This is a genomic window from Dyella sp. NPDC103356 (assembly GCF_055584465.1).
This window is the reverse complement of record NZ_JBVJLZ010000001.1, coordinates 417008-434467: the sequence shown is the minus strand read 5'-3', so window position 1 is coordinate 434467 and position 17460 is coordinate 417008. Positions and strand designations below refer to the sequence as shown.

Annotated in this window: 14 protein-coding genes and 2 tRNA genes; 13 read left to right on the top strand and 3 right to left on the bottom strand. The window is 62.5% G+C overall.

What is annotated here, in order from left to right; translation table 11 throughout:
- Positions 1-265 precede the first annotated feature (265 nt).
- The 11 genes from ACZ6WW_RS01905 to ACZ6WW_RS01855 all read left to right on the top strand — a co-directional run bounded on the left by ACZ6WW_RS01905 (position 266) and on the right by ACZ6WW_RS01855 (position 8795).
- Positions 266-340: transfer RNA gene (locus tag ACZ6WW_RS01905), tRNA-Val, on the top strand.
- Positions 341-401: 61 nt separating this feature from the next.
- Positions 402-824 (top strand): CopD family protein, encoded by a 423-nt coding sequence (locus ACZ6WW_RS01900; protein WP_465273002.1) that lies wholly within the window; start codon positions 402-404, stop codon positions 822-824.
- Positions 825-1107: 283 nt separating this feature from the next.
- Positions 1108-3009 carry a threonine--tRNA ligase gene (gene thrS, locus ACZ6WW_RS01895; protein WP_465272728.1) on the top strand — a complete coding sequence of 634 codons (1902 nt, stop codon included), beginning with the start codon at positions 1108-1110 and terminating at the stop codon, positions 3007-3009.
- A gap of 45 nt (positions 3010-3054) precedes the next feature.
- Positions 3055-3579 (top strand): translation initiation factor IF-3, encoded by a 525-nt coding sequence (infC, locus tag ACZ6WW_RS01890; protein ID WP_345781800.1) that lies wholly within the window; start codon positions 3055-3057, stop codon positions 3577-3579.
- 272 nt (positions 3580-3851) lie between these two features.
- Entirely contained in the window at positions 3852-4049 is a 198-nt protein-coding gene (gene rpmI, locus ACZ6WW_RS01885) for a 50S ribosomal protein L35 (protein WP_019467379.1), read from the top strand.
- A 15-nt stretch (positions 4050-4064) separates the two neighbouring features.
- The gene (rplT, locus tag ACZ6WW_RS01880) at positions 4065-4424 is read left to right on the top strand and encodes a 50S ribosomal protein L20 (RefSeq protein ID WP_017463630.1); all 360 of its coding nucleotides are present in this window, start codon (positions 4065-4067) and stop codon (positions 4422-4424) included.
- 105 nt (positions 4425-4529) lie between these two features.
- Positions 4530-5525 carry a phenylalanine--tRNA ligase subunit alpha gene (gene pheS / locus ACZ6WW_RS01875; protein ID WP_465272727.1) on the top strand — a complete coding sequence of 332 codons (996 nt, stop codon included), beginning with the start codon at positions 4530-4532 and terminating at the stop codon, positions 5523-5525.
- A gap of 25 nt (positions 5526-5550) precedes the next feature.
- Entirely contained in the window at positions 5551-7929 is a 2379-nt protein-coding gene (pheT, locus tag ACZ6WW_RS01870) for a phenylalanine--tRNA ligase subunit beta (RefSeq protein WP_465272726.1), read from the top strand.
- A 1-nt stretch (position 7930) separates the two neighbouring features.
- Positions 7931-8230: an integration host factor subunit alpha gene (gene ihfA / locus ACZ6WW_RS01865; protein WP_281852333.1), complete on the top strand. Its 300-nt coding sequence runs from the start codon at positions 7931-7933 to the stop codon at positions 8228-8230.
- Positions 8211-8567: a MerR family transcriptional regulator gene (locus ACZ6WW_RS01860; RefSeq protein WP_281852334.1), complete on the top strand. Its 357-nt coding sequence runs from the start codon at positions 8211-8213 to the stop codon at positions 8565-8567. Before ihfA ends, ACZ6WW_RS01860 begins: the two co-directional genes overlap by 20 nt.
- Before the next feature lie 151 nt (positions 8568-8718).
- Positions 8719-8795, top strand: a tRNA-Pro gene (locus tag ACZ6WW_RS01855).
- 61 nt (positions 8796-8856) lie between these two features.
- Here ACZ6WW_RS01855 and serA read toward each other — a convergent pair.
- Positions 8857-10089: a phosphoglycerate dehydrogenase gene (serA, locus tag ACZ6WW_RS01850; protein ID WP_465272725.1), complete on the bottom strand. Its 1233-nt coding sequence runs from the start codon at positions 10087-10089 to the stop codon at positions 8857-8859.
- Between the two features lie 104 nt (positions 10090-10193).
- On the opposite strand from serA, the gene ACZ6WW_RS01845 reads away from it, so the two are divergent.
- Positions 10194-11600, top strand: coding sequence for an FAD-binding oxidoreductase (locus tag ACZ6WW_RS01845; RefSeq protein WP_465272724.1), 1407 nt, complete (start codon positions 10194-10196; stop codon positions 11598-11600).
- Positions 11601-11602: 2 nt separating this feature from the next.
- On the opposite strand, the gene ACZ6WW_RS01840 is transcribed toward ACZ6WW_RS01845, so the two are convergent.
- Entirely contained in the window at positions 11603-13015 is a 1413-nt protein-coding gene (locus ACZ6WW_RS01840; RefSeq protein WP_465272723.1) for a sugar porter family MFS transporter, read from the bottom strand.
- A gap of 161 nt (positions 13016-13176) precedes the next feature.
- Here ACZ6WW_RS01840 and pip point away from each other — a divergent pair, with 161 nt between their 5' ends.
- On the top strand, positions 13177-14133 hold the full coding sequence (pip, locus tag ACZ6WW_RS01835; protein ID WP_465272722.1) for a prolyl aminopeptidase: 957 nt from the start codon (positions 13177-13179) through the stop codon (positions 14131-14133).
- 92 nt (positions 14134-14225) lie between these two features.
- On the opposite strand, the gene ACZ6WW_RS01830 is transcribed toward pip, so the two are convergent.
- Entirely contained in the window at positions 14226-17096 is a 2871-nt protein-coding gene (locus ACZ6WW_RS01830; RefSeq protein ID WP_465272721.1) for a lamin tail domain-containing protein, read from the bottom strand.
- Between the last annotated feature and the right edge of the window lie 364 nt (positions 17097-17460).

Here is a 17460-nt window from a genome sequence, read left to right as displayed (position 1 = left end):
TCTCATCGTCGTCCCGGCGAAGGCCGGGACCCATTCCTCAGCCTTCGCTCGTCAGGCAATGCGTGGCGAGCGTCTGCGCCGAGGAATGGGTCCCGGCCTTCGCCGGGATGACGAGTAGGAAGGGTTTCTTCAATCGCGACAACTGTGCCTCAGTGGCAACTTCTTGTCGCGATTGAAGTCGCTCTCGAGGTGAAGGCGGCGGCGTTGCTGGAGCCAAAAAAAGCTTGAATGCCCCCAGACCCCTTTGCTATATTGCGCGGCTCACGGGCGGTTAGCTCAGCGGTAGAGCACTACCTTGACATGGTAGGGGTCACAAGTTCGATCCTTGTACCGCCCACCAATACCGACGAAACGGCGCGGCCCCAGGGTTCGCGCCGTTTTTGTTTCCACCGAGGGAGCGTCTGATGGCTTATTTCATCGTCAAGAGCTTGCACGTGCTGTTCGTGATGTCCTGGGTCGCTGCGGTGTTCTATCTACCGCGCATCCTGGTCAATCTGGCCGAGGCCGGTCAGGAACCCTCGGTAAGGGCGCGCCTGGAGTTGATGGGGCGCCGGCTCTACAAGTTCGGCCACATGATGTTCGGGTTGGCTTTCATCTTCGGCCTGACGCTGTGGCTGTACTTCCACATCGCCGGCGGTTGGCTGCACGCCAAGCTGGGCCTGGTCGTTGTGCTGTTCATCTACTACATCTGGACCGGACGCATGCTCAAGCGCAGTGCGGCTGGCGGCCCGCTGCCGACGGCGCGTTCGCTGCGCTGGTTCAACGAGCTGCCGATCCTGCTGGTGCTGGTCATTATTTACCTGGTGCTGGCCAAGCCATTTTGACTGTCGCCGGATTGACAGAAAAACCGCGCTAAACTAGTTTTTCATCACTTTCACCATCAGGACCCAAGGGTGGCCCGCGCCAACGCGCCGGCCGAGTGTGCGACATGGCAACTACCAACTTCCAATAAGAGCTTGCCCGCCACGCCTTGTGTACGACAAAGGGCGCCGTGGCGCCTTTTTTTGTGGCTGTGTTTTGTGCATTCCGCATGCGGCGCAGCCTTTCCAGAAACTGTAAGACTCGCCCTTTACAAAGGGCCATCGCGCTACATATCAGGTCATACCGATGATTGAGATCACGCTACCCGACGGCAGCAAACGCCCCTTCGATCACCCCGTCTCCGTGCAGGACGTCGCCGCCTCGATTGGCGCGGGCCTGGCCAAGGCGACCCTGGCCGGCAAGGTCGACGGCAAGCTGGTGGACGCCAGTTTCCCGATCGATCACGACGCCAGCCTGGAAATCGTTACCGAGAAGAGCCCCGAGGCGCTGGATATCCTGCGCCACTCCACCGCGCATCTGCTGGCGCAGGCCGTGCAGCGCCTGTACCCGGGCGCGCAGGTGACCATCGGTCCGGTGATCGACAATGGCTTCTACTACGACTTTGCCTACGAGCGCCCGTTCACGCCTGACGATCTGGTCAAGATCGAGGCGGAGATGGAAAAGATCGTCAAGGAACAAATCCCCGTGACGCGCAGCGTGAAATCGCGCGACGAGGCGGTGGCGTTCTTCCGCGGGCTGGGCGAAAACTACAAGGCCGAGATCATCGAGAGCATTCCCTCGAACGAGGAGCTTTCGCTGTACACGCAGGGCGAGTTCACCGATCTGTGCCGAGGCCCGCATGTACCCAATACGGGCAAGTTGCGCGCCTTCAAGTTGATGAAGGTAGCCGGCGCCTATTGGCGCGGCGATTCCAACAACGCAATGCTGACGCGCATCTACGGTACGTCGTGGCTGAGTGACAAGGATCTGAAGGCGTATCTGCATCAGCTCGAAGAGGCCGAGAAGCGCGATCACCGCAAGATCGGCAAGGCGCTCGATCTCTTCCATCAGCAGGAAGAATCGCCGGGCATGGTGTTCTGGCATCCGAACGGCTGGGCGATCTGGCAGGCGGTGGAGCAGTACGTGCGTGGCGTGTACCGCGCCAGCGGTTACCAGGAAGTGCGCGGCCCGCAGATCATGGACGTGAGCCTGTGGAAGAAGTCCGGTCACTGGGACAACTACAAGGAAAACATGTTCTTTACCGAGTCGGAAAAGCGCACCTATGCGCTCAAGCCGATGAACTGCCCCGGTCACGTGCAGATCTACAACACGAACCTGCACAGCTACCGCGACCTGCCGATCCGCTACGGCGAATTCGGCGGCTGCCATCGCAATGAGCCCTCGGGTGCGCTGCACGGCATCATGCGCGTGCGCGCCTTCACGCAGGACGACGGTCACATCTTCTGCACGGAAGAACAGATCGAATCGGAGGTCACGGCCTTCCACGCCCAGGCGATGAAGGTCTATGCCGACTTCGGCTTCGAGGACATTGCACTGAAGATCGCCCTGCGCCCCGACAAGCGCATCGGCAGCGACGAGGTCTGGGATCGCGCCGAGGACGCCCTGCGCGCCGCGCTGGGCGCCGCTGGCGTGAGCTGGGAGGAACTGCCGGGCGAGGGTGCCTTCTACGGCCCCAAGATCGAGTACCACATGAAGGACTCGATCGGCCGTGCCTGGCAGGTTGGCACCATGCAGGTCGATTTCATGATGCCCGAGCGCCTGGGCGCCGAGTACGTGGACGAGCACAGCCAGCGCAAGCACCCGGTCATGCTGCACCGGGCTATCGTGGGCTCGATGGAGCGTTTTATCGGCATTCTGATCGAGCACCATGCCGGAAACCTGCCTGCATGGCTGGCTCCGGTGCAGGCCCAGGTGTTCTCAATTACCGACGCCCAGGCCGATTATGTCCGGGAAGTGGCGCAAACCCTTGTCGGTAAAGGTTTCCGGGTTCACGCCGATTTGCGCAATGAGAAGGTCGGCTATAAAATCCGGGAGCATACGTTGCAGAAAGTCCCCTACTTGCTTGTGGTCGGTGATCGCGAGAAGGAAGCAGGGGCGGTTTCTGTGCGTACCCGTTCGGGCGAGGATCTCGGCAGCATGCCGCTAGCCGCCTTTATCGAACGCCTGGAGACCGAAGGACGGCGCTAAGCGTCGTCCGGGTCACGAAATTTCATTCCTCTGGAGGATAGTGGTATCGCTACCACCGACAATAAGGGCAACCGCCGTAACCATGAGATTCGCGTGCCGCGCGTGCGCGTCATCGGTCCGGAAATGGAGCAGCTTGGCATTCTCACCCGTGACGAGGCGCTTCGTGCGGCCGAGGAAGCGGGCATGGATCTCGTGGAGATCCAGCCGAACGGCGATCCGCCGGTCTGCCGCATCATGGACTACGGCAAGTTTAAGTTCGAAGCCCAGAAGAAGGCCCAGGCTGCCAAGAAGAAGCAGAAGCAGGTCGAGATCAAGGAAGTTAAGTTCCGCCCGGTAACGGACGTGGGCGACTACCAGATCAAGCTGCGCAACATGCTGCGCTTCCTGGAAGAGGGCGATAAGGTCAAGGTCACCATCCGCTTCCGCGGCCGCGAAATGTCCCACCAGGACCTCGGTCAGAACCTGGCCAAGAAGATCCAGGAAGACGTCGGCGAGAACGGACAGATCGAGTCCTTCCCGCGGTTGGAAGGGCGTCAGATGGTGATGATGATCGGGCCCAAGAAGAAGTAACGGGTTCGGTAAGTGGTTGATGTGCGGCGCCTTTTGGGGCGCCGTTCGTCGTTTTGGTAAAGCCGGCCGCATGCGGCCTGAAAAGGGTAAAGGGGAGAAAGCCTCCAGGCTTTTCCTCTTTACTCTTAACTCTTTCCCCTTTACTGCTGTTCCCGTATAATCGCCGGTTCGGCCCACATGGAAGGGCCGTGAACCGATTGTGGCAGGACGGAAAGAGTGGCTCGCAAGGCCACCGCCAGATCAGTCAGAAACTTTGAATACGGAGCATTCCCATGCCCAAGATCAAGACCAACCGGGCGGCGGCGAAGCGTTTTCGCAAGACCGCATCCGGCAAGTTCAAGGCCGGTCACGCCTTCAAGTCACACATCCTGACGAAGAAGTCGACCAAGCGTAAGCGCAATCTGCGCGCTACCAACCACGTCAAAGCTTGCGACACCAAGGGTGTAGCACGCATGTTGCCGTACTTGTAAGGCGAGGAGGAAACCATGGCTCGTGTAAAGCGTGGCGTTACCGCCCGTCGTCGTCATAAGAAAATCATCGGTCGTGCCAAGGGCTACTACAACGCCCGCCGCAAGGTCTTCCGCGTTGCCAACCAGGCCGTCATCAAGGCTGGTCAGTACGCCTACATCGGCCGCAAGCAGCGCAAGCGTCAGTTCCGCGCGCTGTGGATCGTCCGTATCAACGCTGCTGCGCGTCAGTTCGGTCTGTCGTACAGCCGCCTGATCAACGGTCTGGCCAAGGCTGGTATCACCGTCGACCGCAAGGTGCTGGCCGATATCGCCGTGCACGACATCAAGGCGTTTGGCGCCATCGCAGAAAAGGCGAAGGCCAGTCTGGCCGCTTGATCGTCGTAAGCGTGTAAGCGCCTGACGATATGATGTGAATCAAGCGGGGAGGAGGCCAAACGCCTCCTCCCCGTTTTCGTTTCTGACACCTGTGGGATCGCATCGATGGACGATCTGGATAGCCGCGCCGCGCAGGCGCTGGCGGAAATCGACAAGGCCGAATCGCTCGACGCGCTCGACGCGCTGCGTGTGGGGCTGCTGGGCAAGAGCGGTATCGTCACCGCGGCCCTGAAGGCGCTGGGCGCGTTGCCGCCGGAAGAGAAAAAGAGCCGCGGCGCCGAGGTCAATCGCGTCAAGGAAAAGCTCGCCGATGCCCTGGCCGCGCGCAAGGCTACGCTGGAACAGGCCGAGCTCGACCGTCGCCTGGCTTCCGAGCGCCTGGATATTTCGCTGCCGGGTCGCGATGGCGAACGTGGCGGCATTCATCCGATCACGCGTGCGCTGGAGCGCATTGCCGCGATCTTTGCGCGCCTGGGTTACCAGCGTGCCGACGGTCCGGAGATCGAAGACGACTGGCACAATTTCGAGGCGCTGAACTTCCCGCCGCATCATCCGGCGCGCGCCATGCACGACACCTTCTATTTCGGTGACGGCCGACTGTTGCGCACGCATACCTCGCCGGTGCAGATCCGCTCGATGCAGGGACGGCAGCCGCCGATCCGTATCATCGCGCCGGGCAAGGTCTATCGCAGCGATTCGGATCAGACCCATTCGCCGATGTTCCACCAGATCGAAGGCCTGCTGGTCGACGAGACCTCCAGCTTTGCCGATCTGAAAGGCACGCTGGCCGAATTCATCCGCGCGTTTTTCGAGCGCGATTTCGAGATGCGTTTCCGTCCGAGCTACTTCCCGTTCACCGAACCGTCGGCCGAGGTGGATATCCGCTGGGATGCCGAAGACGGCTCGACGCGCTGGCTCGAAGTGCTTGGCTGCGGCATGGTGCATCCGAACGTGCTGAAGAATTGCGGTATCGATCCGGAGCGTTACACCGGGTTTGCCTTCGGCCTGGGTGTCGAGCGCTTCGCCATGCTGCGTTATGGCGTGTCCGATCTGCGCGCGTTCTTCGAGAACGACCTGCGCTTCCTCAAGCAGTTCGCTTAACGCCCGCCGCTAGGAATCGATAGACATGAAATTCTCCGAAAACTGGCTGCGCGAGCTGGTCGAGATCAAGGCGGACCGCGCCGCATTGGCGCACGCCCTGACCATGGCTGGCCTGGAAGTCGAAGAGCTGACCGTGCTGGGCGAGCAATTGTCCGGTGTGGTCGTGGGCGAGATCGTCGCGGCGGAAAAACATCCCGAAGCCGACCGGTTGCAGGTGTGCAAGGTCGATGCGGGGCAGGGCGAGTTGCTGCAGATCGTTTGCGGTGCGCCAAACGCCCGCGTTGGCATCAAGGTGCCACTGGCGACCGTTGGCGCAAACCTGCCCGGCGGGATCGCGATCAAGGCGGCGAAGCTGCGTGGCGTGGAATCGTTCGGCATGCTGTGCTCGGCCAAGGAACTGGGCATCGATGCCGATGCGTCGGGCTTGTTGGAACTGCCGCTCGATGCGCCTGTAGGCAAGCCGTTGGCCGACTACCTTGGCCTGCCGGACGCTGCGTTCGAATTGAAGCTGACGCCGAACCGCCCCGATTGCCTGGGTCTGGTTGGCCTCGCGCACGATGTTGCCGCGCTGTTCGGCAGTGCAGTGAAGGTGCCCGAGCAAAAGGCCGCGCCGGTAACCGGTACCGCCACGCGCGGCATTCGACTGGAAGCCGGTGCCGATGCGCCGCGCTATCTCGGTCGTGTCATCGAGGGCATCGACATGGCCGCGCGTTCGCCGCTGTGGCTGGTCGAGCGCCTGCGCCGTTCCGGTCTGCGTTCGATCAGCCCGGTGGTCGACATCACCAACTATGTGATGCTCGAACTTGGCCAGCCCTTGCACGCGTTCGATAACGACAAGCTCGACGGCGATATCGTGGTGCGCCATGCGCGTGCCGGCGAAGCTGTCAAGCTGCTCGACGGCAGCGAGGCGAAGGTCGATCCTAGCTTCGTGCTGATTGCCGACGGAAAGAAAGCGTTGGCGGTGGCCGGCGTGATGGGTGGCTACGATTCGCGCGTCACCGACGATACGCACAACATCTTTTTCGAGGCCGCGCATTTCGCGCCAGCCGCGATCATGGGGCGTGCCCGCAAGCTCGGCATGCATACCGATGCTTCGCACCGCTTCGAGCGTGGTGTCGACCCCGAGCTGCCGCGCCGTGCGCTGGAACGCGCCACCGAACTGCTGCTCGCCATCGCCGGCGGCAAGGCCGGTCCGGTGTCGGTGGCCGAGAACCTGGCCGATCTGCCCAAACCCGCCACGGTTGCTTTGCGTCGTGCGCGTTTGCGCCGCGTGCTGGGTGTCGAGGTGGCCGATGCGGAAGTGCTGCGTATCTTCACCGCGCTCGGCATGCGCATCGAGCCGGCCGGCGAAGGCTGGCAGGTCACCGCGCCGAGCAGTCGTTTCGATATCGAGCGCGAGGAGGATCTGATCGAAGAGGTCGCGCGCATCTTCGGCTACGACAACATCCCCACGCATACCCCGGCTGGCGCGCTGACCCTGGCGATCGACCCGGAAGCGCGTATCGGCGAACTGGCCCTGCGTGAGCAGTTGGCAGCGCGTGGCTACTTCGAGGCGGTGACCCTGGCCTTCGTCGGCGCCGACCTGCTTGGTCGCTGGGGTTTCGACAAGAACCTGGTGCCGCTGGCCAATCCCTTGTCGGCTGACCTGGCGGTCATGCGGCCCTCGCTGCTGCCGGCGCTGATCGAGGCGCTGTCGCACAACCGTGCGCGTCAGCAGGACCGGGTACGCCTGTTCGAGCTGGGCCGTACCTTCGCGGCCGGCGACCCGCCGTTGGAGACACCCTCCCTGGCCATGGTCGCCTGCGGTTCGGCGCGTGCCGAGCAGTGGGGCGAGCCGGCCCGTGTGCTGGACTTCTACGATCTCAAGGGCGAGCTCGATGCCATCGTCGCCTGGGGCGGCGAGCCGCAGCGCTGGTCGGTGCACGCCGATGGCCTGCCGGGCTGGCTGCATCCGGGCCGGGCCGCACGCGTGAGCTTTGACGGTACGACCGTCGGTTATCTTGGGGCCGTGCATCCCCAGTTGGCCAAGGCGCTGGATCTGGCTCCGGACGTCCATGTGCTGGAGCTGGCGCTGGAGCCGCTGCTGACCCGTCGCCTGCCTGCGGCCACACCGGTGCCGCGTTTCCCTTCGGTGCGTCGCGATATTGCGGTGGATCTGCCGGAGGAGGTCAGCTGGGCGCAGGTCGAGCACGCTGTACGTACCAGCCTGGGCGAGCGTCTGAAATCCCTGACCCTGTTCGACCGCTATAGCGGCAAGGGGGTCGAGGCAGGCCGAAAGAGTCTCGCTATGGGCTTGATTTTGCAGGACGCTTCACGCACCCTTACCGACATTGATGCCGACCAATGCGTAGGGGACGCGGTGTCTGCATTGGAGAAAGCATGCAAGGCAAAGTTGCGAGGATGACATGGCGCTGACCAAGGCGGAGATGGCCGAGCGCCTTTTCCTCGAAGTGGGCCTCAACAAACGTGAGGCGAAAGAATTCGTGGATGCCTATTTCGAGGTTATCCGCGAGGCGTTGGAAGGCGGCGAGCAGGTGAAGCTGTCCGGGTTCGGCAATTTCGACCTCCGGCAGAAGAACCAGCGGCCGGGTCGCAACCCGAAGACCGGCGAAGAGATTCCGATCTCCGCCCGTCGGGTGGTAACGTTCCGTCCGGGGCAGAAACTCAAGGTGCGAGTCGAGGGCTATGCTGGACCAAGGGAATAACACCGAACTGCCCGCCATCCCGGCCAAGCGCTACTTCACCATCGGTGAGGTGAGTGACTTGTGCGGAGTGAAACCCCATGTGCTGCGCTACTGGGAGCAGGAGTTTCCTGCGCTCAACCCGGTCAAGCGCCGTGGCAATCGCCGCTACTACCAGCGTCATGACGTGCTGATGATCCGTCAGATTCGTTCGCTGCTGTACGACGAAGGCTTCACCATCACCGGCGCCCGTGCCCGGCTGGAAGGCCCGCAGGCGCGGATGGAAGCGAGCATGTCGCACCAGATCGTGCGCCAGGTGCGCATGGAGCTGGAAGAAGTCCTCACGCTGCTGCGCCGCTGATCGCTATTTGTAGGAGCGACTTCAGTCGCGACCTGCCGTGATGTAACCGTAGGTGGCGACTGAAGTCGCTCCTACAAGGGCAGGTCAGGTTGCGTTGGCCAGGGTTTCCCAGCCATCACCCAACTGCTAGACTTGTTCACTTGCCGTAAGTCGGGGCGTAGCGCAGCCTGGTAGCGCATTTGCCTGGGGGGCAAAGGGTCGTCGGTTCGAATCCGGCCGCCCCGACCAATTCGGCAACACATAAGAAAAAACGGCGCCATTGGCGCCGTTTTTTTGCTCCGAATCTGGCTCAGTAGAGCACTCGACTGCGCAGCGTCCCCGAAATCGTCGCCAGGCGATCTTTCAGCTCGCCAGCCTGCGCCTCGTCCGCCGAGACATCGATCACCACGTAACCCACCTGCGAATCGGTCTGCAGGAACTGGGCATCGATATTGATGTTCCCGGCCGAGAACACTTCGTTGATGCGCGAAAGCACGCCGGGCACGTTGCGATGGATATGCAGCAGGCGGCGGCTGCGCGAATGTTCGGGCAGCGACACCTCGGGGAAGTTGACCGCCGAGAGCGTCGAGCCGTTATCGCTGTAGCGCACCAGCTTGGCGGCCACTTCGATGCCGATATTGTCCTGTGCTTCCAGCGTGCTGCCGCCGATGTGCGGAGTCAGGATCACGTTGTCCATGCCGATCAGCGGCGAGACGAAGGCATCGTCATTACCCTTGGGCTCGACCGGGAACACGTCGACCGCGGCACCCGCCAGATGTTGGCTGCGCAGGGCGTGGGCCAGTGCGTCGATGTCGACGACAGTGCCGCGCGAGGCGTTGATCAGCATCGCGCCCTTGCGCATCTTGGCCAGTTCGGTGGCGCCGATCATGAGTTTGGTCGACGGCGTTTCCGGCACGTGCAGGGTGACCACATCGGCGCGTTCGAGCAGATCGTCCAGCCCTGCTGCAGCGCGGGCGTTGCCCAGCGACAGCTTCGACTCGATATCGTGGAAGATCACTCGCATGCCCAGCCCTTCGGCAAGCACGCCGACCTGGGTGCCGATGTGGCCGTAGCCGACGATGCCGAGCACCTTGTCGCGGGTTTCGAAACTGCCGGCGGCGGACTTGGTCCAGCCGCCGCGGTGGCATAGCGCGTTCTTTTGCGGAATGCCGCGCAGGAGCATGATTGCTTCGGCGATGACCAACTCGGCGACGCTGCGCGTGTTCGAGTACGGCGCGTTGAACACCGGCACGCCCTGCACCTTGGCCGTTTCCAGGTCGACCTGGTTGGTGCCGATGCAGAAGCAGCCGACGGCGAGCAGTCGCTTGGCATGCGCCAGCACATCGCCGGACAGGTGGGTGCGGGAGCGGATGCCGACGATATGCGCGTCGGCGATACGGCGTTTCAGCTCGTCTTCCGGCAGTGATTTCTCGTGATACTCGATCTGGCTGTAGCCGGCTTGGCGAAAGCTTTCCACGGCGCTGCGGCTGACGCCTTCGAGCAGCAGCACCTTGATGTCTTGTTTGGGAAAGGATGTCTTCATGACCTGGAGATGACAGAAAAGGGCCGGCCCACTATGCCAGATGTCGCTGCATTTGCGGCGGCGCAACACTGGACCTCGGCGCCACTCGCTGGCAGGCTGCGAGGATGTCGACACAAGCCACCCCCCTCACCGATCCCCGCCTGGCCGAGCTGGCCGCCGAATGTCCCGCGCTGCGCCTGCTGACCGAACCAGGCGACCTGGAGCATTACGGCCGCGACTGGACGCGTCGCTGGACGCCCGCCCCGTTGGCCATTGCGCTGCCGGCCGCCGCCGAGGAGGTGCAGGCCATCGTGCGCTGGGCCAACCGGCAGCGGATTGCCATCGTGCCCTCGGGCGGGCGTACCGGGCTTTCCGGCGGCGCCGTGGCGGCGCAGGGCGAATTGGTAGTGAGCCTGGAGCGGATGAACCGTGTACTCGGCTTCGACCCGGTCGACCGCACGCTCACCGTGCAGCCGGGCATGACGCTGCAAGCGGTACATGATGCAGCCCGGGAGCACGGCCTGATCTATCCGGTGGATTTCGCAGCGCGCGGTTCATGCTCGATCGGCGGCAATATCGCCACTAACGCAGGCGGCATTCGTGTCATCCGTTACGGCAATACGCGCGAGTGGATTGCCGGGCTCAAGGCGGTCTCCGGCGCGGGCGAGTGGCTGGAACTCAATCGCGGTTTGATCAAGAACTCCAGTGGCTACGATTTCCGCCATCTGCTGATCGGCTCGGAAGGGACGCTCGGCATCGTGGTGGAAGCGACGCTCAAGCTGACCGATCCGCCGCCGCCATCGCAGACCATGTTGCTGGCGTTGCCGGACATGGATGCGCTGATGCAGGTGTTCGCCTTGTTTCGTGCGCGTCTTTCGTTGCAGGCGTTCGAGTTTTTTACCGATATCGCGCAGAAGCACGTGCTGGCACATGGCGCGCAGCGGGCAATCGACGGCGACTATCCCTATTACGTGGTGACCGAGTTCGACGCTGTCGACGCGACGGCGATGGATGTCGCACTGGCCGCCTTCGAACACGGCATGGAGCAGGGTTGGATCGTCGACGGCGTGATCGCGCAGAGCGAAGCGCAGGCCGCGGCATTGTGGCGCTTGCGCGAAGGCATCACCGAAAGCCTGGCGCCGCATCGTCCCTACAAGAACGACATCTCGGTACGCATCGGTGCCGTGCCTGCCTTCCTGCACGAGATGCAGACGCTACTGTCGCACGAGTACCCGGATATCGAAGTGGTGTGGTTCGGCCATATCGGCGATGGCAACCTGCACATCAATGTGCTCAAGCCGGCTGCGCTCGACGATGCCGCCTTCATCGCCCAATGCGAACACGTCACCAAGCTCCTCGCGGCCACCTTGCAACGCCATGGCGGCAGCATCTCGGCCGAACACGGTATCGGGCTGGTCAAGAAGCCTTACCTGGAGTCGACCCGTGGCGAAGCGGAGATCGCGTTGATGCGTCAGGTTCGCCACGTGTTCGACCCCAGGGGCATTCTCAATCCGGGCAAGCTGTTCGACTGAGTTTACTGCCGACCGATATCGCGCAACTTTTCACCGGCCATCAGTCGCGTTTCGATGTGCTCCAGCGTGACGCCCTTGGTCTCCGGGATGAGCAGGAAGGTCAGCAACAGGAACAGCACGTTGAACCCGCCGTAGAGCCAGAACGTCTGCGCGGTGCCGATCCCGTTGAGCAGGCTCAGGAAGGTGAGGCCGACGATCATATTGGTGATCCAGTTGGTGAAGGTGGATGCGGCGATACCGAAGTCGCGGCCCTTCAGTGGCTGAATCTCCGAGCATAAGGTCCAGATCAACGGGCCGGCCGACATGGCAAAGCCGACGATAAAGACCAGCAGCATGATGACGGTAAACAACTGCATGCCGTGCGAGCTCGGTGCGCCACCCATCATCATGGTGCCCACCACGCCAAGGCCGATCGCCATCACGGCAAAGCCGGTATAAAGCGTTGGCTTGCGGCCCCAATGATCGATCACCGCCATGGCGATCAGCGTGGCCAGCACATTGATCAGGCCAACGAGTGCGGTGAACCACATCTGCGCTTCGGTCGCGTAGCCCATGGCCTGGAAGATCCGCGGGGCGTAGTACATCACCACGTTCATGCCGGTAAATTGCTGCATCGCCTGCAGCAATACGCCAAGCCATACCGAACGACGGAAGTTGGCGTTCTGGCGAAACAGCGCGAAGCCCATCTGCGGCTGCTTCAATTGTTCTTCGATATCGGCCATTTCCTTGTCGACCTGATCGCGCTCGCCGCCACGCAGGCGCATCAGTACATTCGTGGCTTCCTTCTTTTCGCCGCGCATCAGCAACCAGCGTGGGCTGTCAGGCAGTACGAAAAGGCCCAGCAGGAACAAGATGCCGGGCACCGCGATCACGCCCAGCATCCAGCGCCAGGAGCCGCTGTAACTGAAGGCGGTGTCGGAGAGAAACGCCACGAGGATGCCGCTGGTGATCATCAGCTGATAGGTGGAAATCATGCGACCACGGATGGCTTCGGGTGCGATCTCGGCGATGTAGAGCGGCGCCGTATAACTGGCAATGCCAATGGCGACGCCAAGCACGATGCGCCCCATGATCAGGATGGATGGCGACGGCGCCAGAGCGCATCCCAGCGAGCCGATCACGAACAGGAAGCCGCCGAGGATCAGCGAACGCTTGCGGCCCAAGGATGACGATAGCCAGCCGCATCCCAGCGCGCCTGCGGCCGCGCCAAGCATCATGGAACTCACGACCCATTCCAGGGCGTGATCGCTGATATGAAAATCTTTCTGGATAAAGCTCTGGGCGCCGGAAATGACACCGATATCAAGTCCGAACATCAGGCCGGCCAGCGAGGCCAGCAGGCCAATGATGAAGACGCTGGAGGCGCCGTTGGCTGGTGCGGCCGCCATGGGAGACGCGCCGGAGACGGAGGACATGATCGGGCCTTCCTTTAGACATGCCGTGGCGGAGACGGCGATAAAAGCGAGCCTAGACAGCTATCCGTGCATGGCCTGTAAAAGGCATGTCCTTCCCTCGTTGCGGCCGCCGCCGTGTTAAGGTTTGCGGCTAGCCTTGCCACTTAAGCCGGAGTGCTTTCATGTCGCAGCAACGCCGTAGCCTGTACCCCGAAATCGAGCCCTTTGATCAGGGCATGCTCAAGGTCTCAGCGTTGCATACGCTCTACTACGAGCAGAGCGGCAACCCGAATGGCAAGCCGGTGGTGTTTCTGCACGGCGGTCCGGGTGGCGGCACCAACAGCAAGTGCCGGCGTTTCTTCGATCCGAAGGTTTATCGCATCGTCTTGTTCGACCAACGCGGTTGCGGGCGTTCGACGCCGCATGCGGAGCTGGAAGGCAATACGACCTGGGATCTGGTCGCCGATATCGAGCGCCTGCGCGAACACCTTGGCGTGTCGGCCTGGCAGGTGTTCGGCGGCTCCTGGGGATCGACGCTGGCACTGGCGTATGCGCAGACGCATCCGGAGAAAGTCACCGAGCTGGTCCTGCGCGGTATTTTCATGTTGCGTCGCTGGGAACTGGAATGGTTCTACCAGAAGGGTTGCGATGCGCTGTATCCGGATGCGTGGGAAACCTATCTCAGCGTGATTCCGGAAGCCGAGCGCGGCGACTTGATGAGTGCTTACCATCGCCGCCTCACCAGCACTGATGCGACCGTCCGCACCGAAGCCGCGCGCGCATGGTCGGTGTGGGAAGGCGCGACGAGCTTCCTGTACCAGGACACCACGCATATCGCTTCCAGCGGCGAAGACGAATTCGCGTTGGCGTTTGCACGGATCGAATGCCATTACTTCGTGCATGGCGGTTTCTTCGAACACGACGATCAGCTACTGCGCAACGTCGATCGTATCCGGCATATTCCGACGACGATCGTGCAGGGGCGCTATGACGTGGTGTGTCCGATGCGCAGCGCGTGGGATTTGCATCGTGCGTGGCCGGAGGCGGATCTTCGGATTGTGCAGGACGCGGGACATTCGGCGTTTGAGCCGGGCATTACGCATGAGTTGCTTGAGGCTACGGATCGGTTTCGCGGTTAAGTCGATTCCTTTGCAGCAGGCTCGCTCACCCCGGCATTAAAAAAGGCCACGCCCAAGAGCGTGGCCTTCTTTTTCATCGCAGTGCCAGCGGATCAGTAGCCCCAGCCATGCCCGTCGTCGTGACCGTGGTCATGCTCGTCACCATGGTCGTTGTGACCATCATGATCGCCGTGGCCGTCATGGCCGTCATGGCCGTCATGCCCACCGTGCTCATCATGGCCGCCCTGGCCAAACAGACCCGGCGCGAACAGATCGACCACAAAACCATCGTGATCGGACACGCCGATCGCCTTGGTCACATCGGTGGCGGTGGTAGCGTCATCCTCGGTCTGCACCGGTGCATCCAGGTCGGCGCGACCGTACTGCATCTTCAGGAAGCGCGCTTTGGCAACGCGATTGAGCAGCGCGTTGTCGAGCACCTGCACGGTCGGCACCTGGCGGCCCGTATTGCCCGAGCCCGCGGCGGTATAACCCTGGATCGGACCGAAGCTCTCGGTAAACAGATACGAGTAGCGGTCGTTGGCAGGCACCGAGTCCACGGCGTTCCATAGCGTCGGGCTGACGATGTTCTTGCCGAGCTTGAGCTGGTTCTCGCTGTCCTTGTACTTGCCCGAGACCAGGCCGACCACGTCTACGAAGCCATCGCTGAACTGGTAGGAGTTGAAATCACCCACCACCAACAAGGGCTGCCACGGCGCGGTGGTCTGCAGTTGCTGTACCTGGCGAGCCAGCGAGCTGGCTTGCAGGAAACGCTTCTGCCGGTCGCGCACTGCCGCGGCGGTATCGTCGTCGACATTCTGGCGGGCCTTGGCGTGCACCGAGATCACCTGGAAGCGCATGCCGCGCGCATCGGCGGTGAGCAGGAGCGGCGGGTGGTCGTGCACGAACTCGGTGGCGCCGTTGTCGTTCCAGGTTTCGTCGGCGGCAAGCTGTTGCACCGACAACGCATGCACGCGATCGCTGCGCACCAGGAAGCCGACGTTGATGCCGCTAGGGTCGTGACCCGGGAGCAGATACGCCTGGTACTTCACGTGGTAGTCGTCACCCAGTTGCTGGGCCAGGCCTTGCAGGATCGGCAAGGTCTCGACTTCTTCCACCGACAGCACGTCGGGCAATTTCAGCACGCTACCGATATAGGCGGACAGACGCTGCGTCTTTACCGTGACCTGATCCGGCGTGGGCTCGGTGCTGTCGCCGCTGCAGGTAAAGACAGTGTCGAACGTGCTGTCGCAGAAGCGCTCGGTATTGAACGCACCGATGCGCAGCGCATACGGCGGCGTCGGCGATACCGGGCCGGGCATCGGCGCGGTGTGCGTGATCTTGATCGAGGTCGGAATAAACGTGTACGCACCGAAGTCGTACGAGATGATGCCTTCGGCGCGGAACGTGCTGCCGCCGACAAACGGCGTGTTCTCCGGCACGGCACCGAAGTCGGCGGTGTTCATCTTGAACACTTCCGGGTTGCCGCTCCAGTTGGGCAGATCCACGCCATCGGGAATCGGCGTGCCAAAACGCACACCCGGCAGGCGCAGCGAGCGCTTGCCGTTGGCGGTGATGCTGACCTCCGCAAAAGGCTGATCGCTGAAACGCTTGTTGCCGGTATTGATCATGCCGTTCTCGATCACTACACGCATGCCGACAAAGCACTGGAAGTTGGTCGCGCCGCAGGACAGCTTGTTGGGATCGGAGGAGGGCGTATTGGCGCCGAACACGACCGGGGCCGGCAACCGTGCACGATGCGCGGTAACGGTCACGGTCGGGTTCTCCAGCTCGGTGAGGTTGAAGAAGTTGCCGACCGACGCATCCACGTTCACCACGTCACCGACAGCCACCGTCGGTGCGCTGGTGGTGAACACATAGACGCCGTTGGAGGTCAGCGGATCGGCATCGGCGCGGGCGTCCGGCGTCTGCATGGTGAAGCCGGCCGGGCCAACCGCGGTGACGATGTTGCCGGTGGTGATGACCGACTTGCCGGCGAGCGGCGACAACTGGTTGCGCCCCTGGATCTGCCAGATTTCGGCGGCGACCGGGATGTCGTAACGGATAGTGCCGGTGGCGGTATCGCGCGCCAGCGGGAGGTTGCCGCTGGGCTGGCTGAGCTTGACCTGGAACGCCTTGTTGTCGCTGCCGGTGGTGCGGCCGTGCACGACGACGTTGAAGCTGGCCTGGGTCTGGCCTTCGGCGAAGTTCAGCGTGGTGTCGAGGGCATCGTAGTCGCCATTGGCGACGGTCGCCGTGCCGTCCACGGTGGTCGCCTGTACGGTCACGCCGCCGGCCGGTGCCGGCTGGCTCAGCGTCACGGTGAACGGCATGTTGACGTTGGCCGCGCCATGCACGGTGGCGCTGGAGTCGGCGATCGACAGCGATTCGCCCAGAAGTGCGCAGGCGCTGGCGCTGTTGTGCGGCACGGTGGGCGAGACCACCACGAAATCTGCCTGGTTGTTGCCGGTGTTCTGCGGCAGGCCTGCGGCGTTGGTAGTGCGACCGTAGCCCTTGTCGGCATTGGTCGTGCCCAACGAAGTCAGCGGCGTACCGGCCTTGTAGGCCGAGCCGGTGGACAGGCCCACCTGGTCGACGATCTGGCCGGAGGCATCGAGCACGGCCAGGCCACCGTCGTCGGTGATGCCGGTGTTGTATTTGAAGTCACCCGTGACGCTGCCGGAATAACCGCCGCTGGCGCCATTGGTCAGCAGCAGGTAGCAGCCCGGCGCGATCGAGGTGCCGCTGGGCAGCGTCAGGCGCGTGCCCGTGGTACCCGCATTGTTGGAGCCATTTAGCTTGAACCCGGATACATCCTGGGCGGTGGCGCCGGCGTTGAACAACTCGACGAACTCGTCGTTACCGCCGGACGGGCCGCGCACCCGAAATTGACTGATACTCAGGTCGGCCGCCTGCGCGGAGGCCACCGACACGACTGCCATCAGCGCCGCCGCAAGGGCGCGCCGCACGTGCTTTGCTTCCATTGACTACTCCCTAGTAGGGTCCAGACAGGAGGACCCAGCAGGGCGAGGCTAGCGAGTTATTACGACAGGTTTGCGAAACATTTCGCGTCGTCGACAGCTTTGCGAAACATTTCTCGTTTTGGCGGGGGGCTTCGCGGCCAAACCCGAAAGCCATCCTGATTTTGTAGGAGCGACTTCAGGGAACCTCGAAAAACCTCAGTTTTCATCGTCGCCCCGGCGAACGCCGGGGCCCAGCGTCTTCAGCACGTGTGACGTGAGGCGCTGGGTCCCGGCGTTCGCCGGGACGACGAATAGGAAAGGTTTTTCGAGGCTCCCTTCAGGCGTTACCAATGGCTGGTCGCAACTGAAGTCGCTCCTACAAGCT

Coding starts and splice junctions, on each gene's coding strand:
- pheS (WP_465272727.1), top strand. CDS start 4,530: ATGGACGATCTGGATAGCCGCGCCGCGCAGGCGCTGGCGGAAATCGAC.
- thrS (WP_465272728.1), top strand. CDS start 1,108: ATGATTGAGATCACGCTACCCGACGGCAGCAAACGCCCCTTCGATCAC.
- rpmI (WP_019467379.1), top strand. CDS start 3,852: ATGCCCAAGATCAAGACCAACCGGGCGGCGGCGAAGCGTTTTCGCAAG.
- serA (WP_465272725.1), bottom strand. CDS start 10,089: ATGAAGACATCCTTTCCCAAACAAGACATCAAGGTGCTGCTGCTCGAA.
- ACZ6WW_RS01840 (WP_465272723.1), bottom strand. CDS start 13,015: ATGTCCTCCGTCTCCGGCGCGTCTCCCATGGCGGCCGCACCAGCCAAC.
- pheT (WP_465272726.1), top strand. CDS start 5,551: ATGAAATTCTCCGAAAACTGGCTGCGCGAGCTGGTCGAGATCAAGGCG.
- pip (WP_465272722.1), top strand. CDS start 13,177: ATGTCGCAGCAACGCCGTAGCCTGTACCCCGAAATCGAGCCCTTTGAT.
- rplT (WP_017463630.1), top strand. CDS start 4,065: ATGGCTCGTGTAAAGCGTGGCGTTACCGCCCGTCGTCGTCATAAGAAA.
- ihfA (WP_281852333.1), top strand. CDS start 7,931: ATGGCGCTGACCAAGGCGGAGATGGCCGAGCGCCTTTTCCTCGAAGTG.
- ACZ6WW_RS01860 (WP_281852334.1), top strand. CDS start 8,211: ATGCTGGACCAAGGGAATAACACCGAACTGCCCGCCATCCCGGCCAAG.
- ACZ6WW_RS01845 (WP_465272724.1), top strand. CDS start 10,194: ATGTCGACACAAGCCACCCCCCTCACCGATCCCCGCCTGGCCGAGCTG.
- ACZ6WW_RS01830 (WP_465272721.1), bottom strand. CDS start 17,096: ATGGAAGCAAAGCACGTGCGGCGCGCCCTTGCGGCGGCGCTGATGGCA.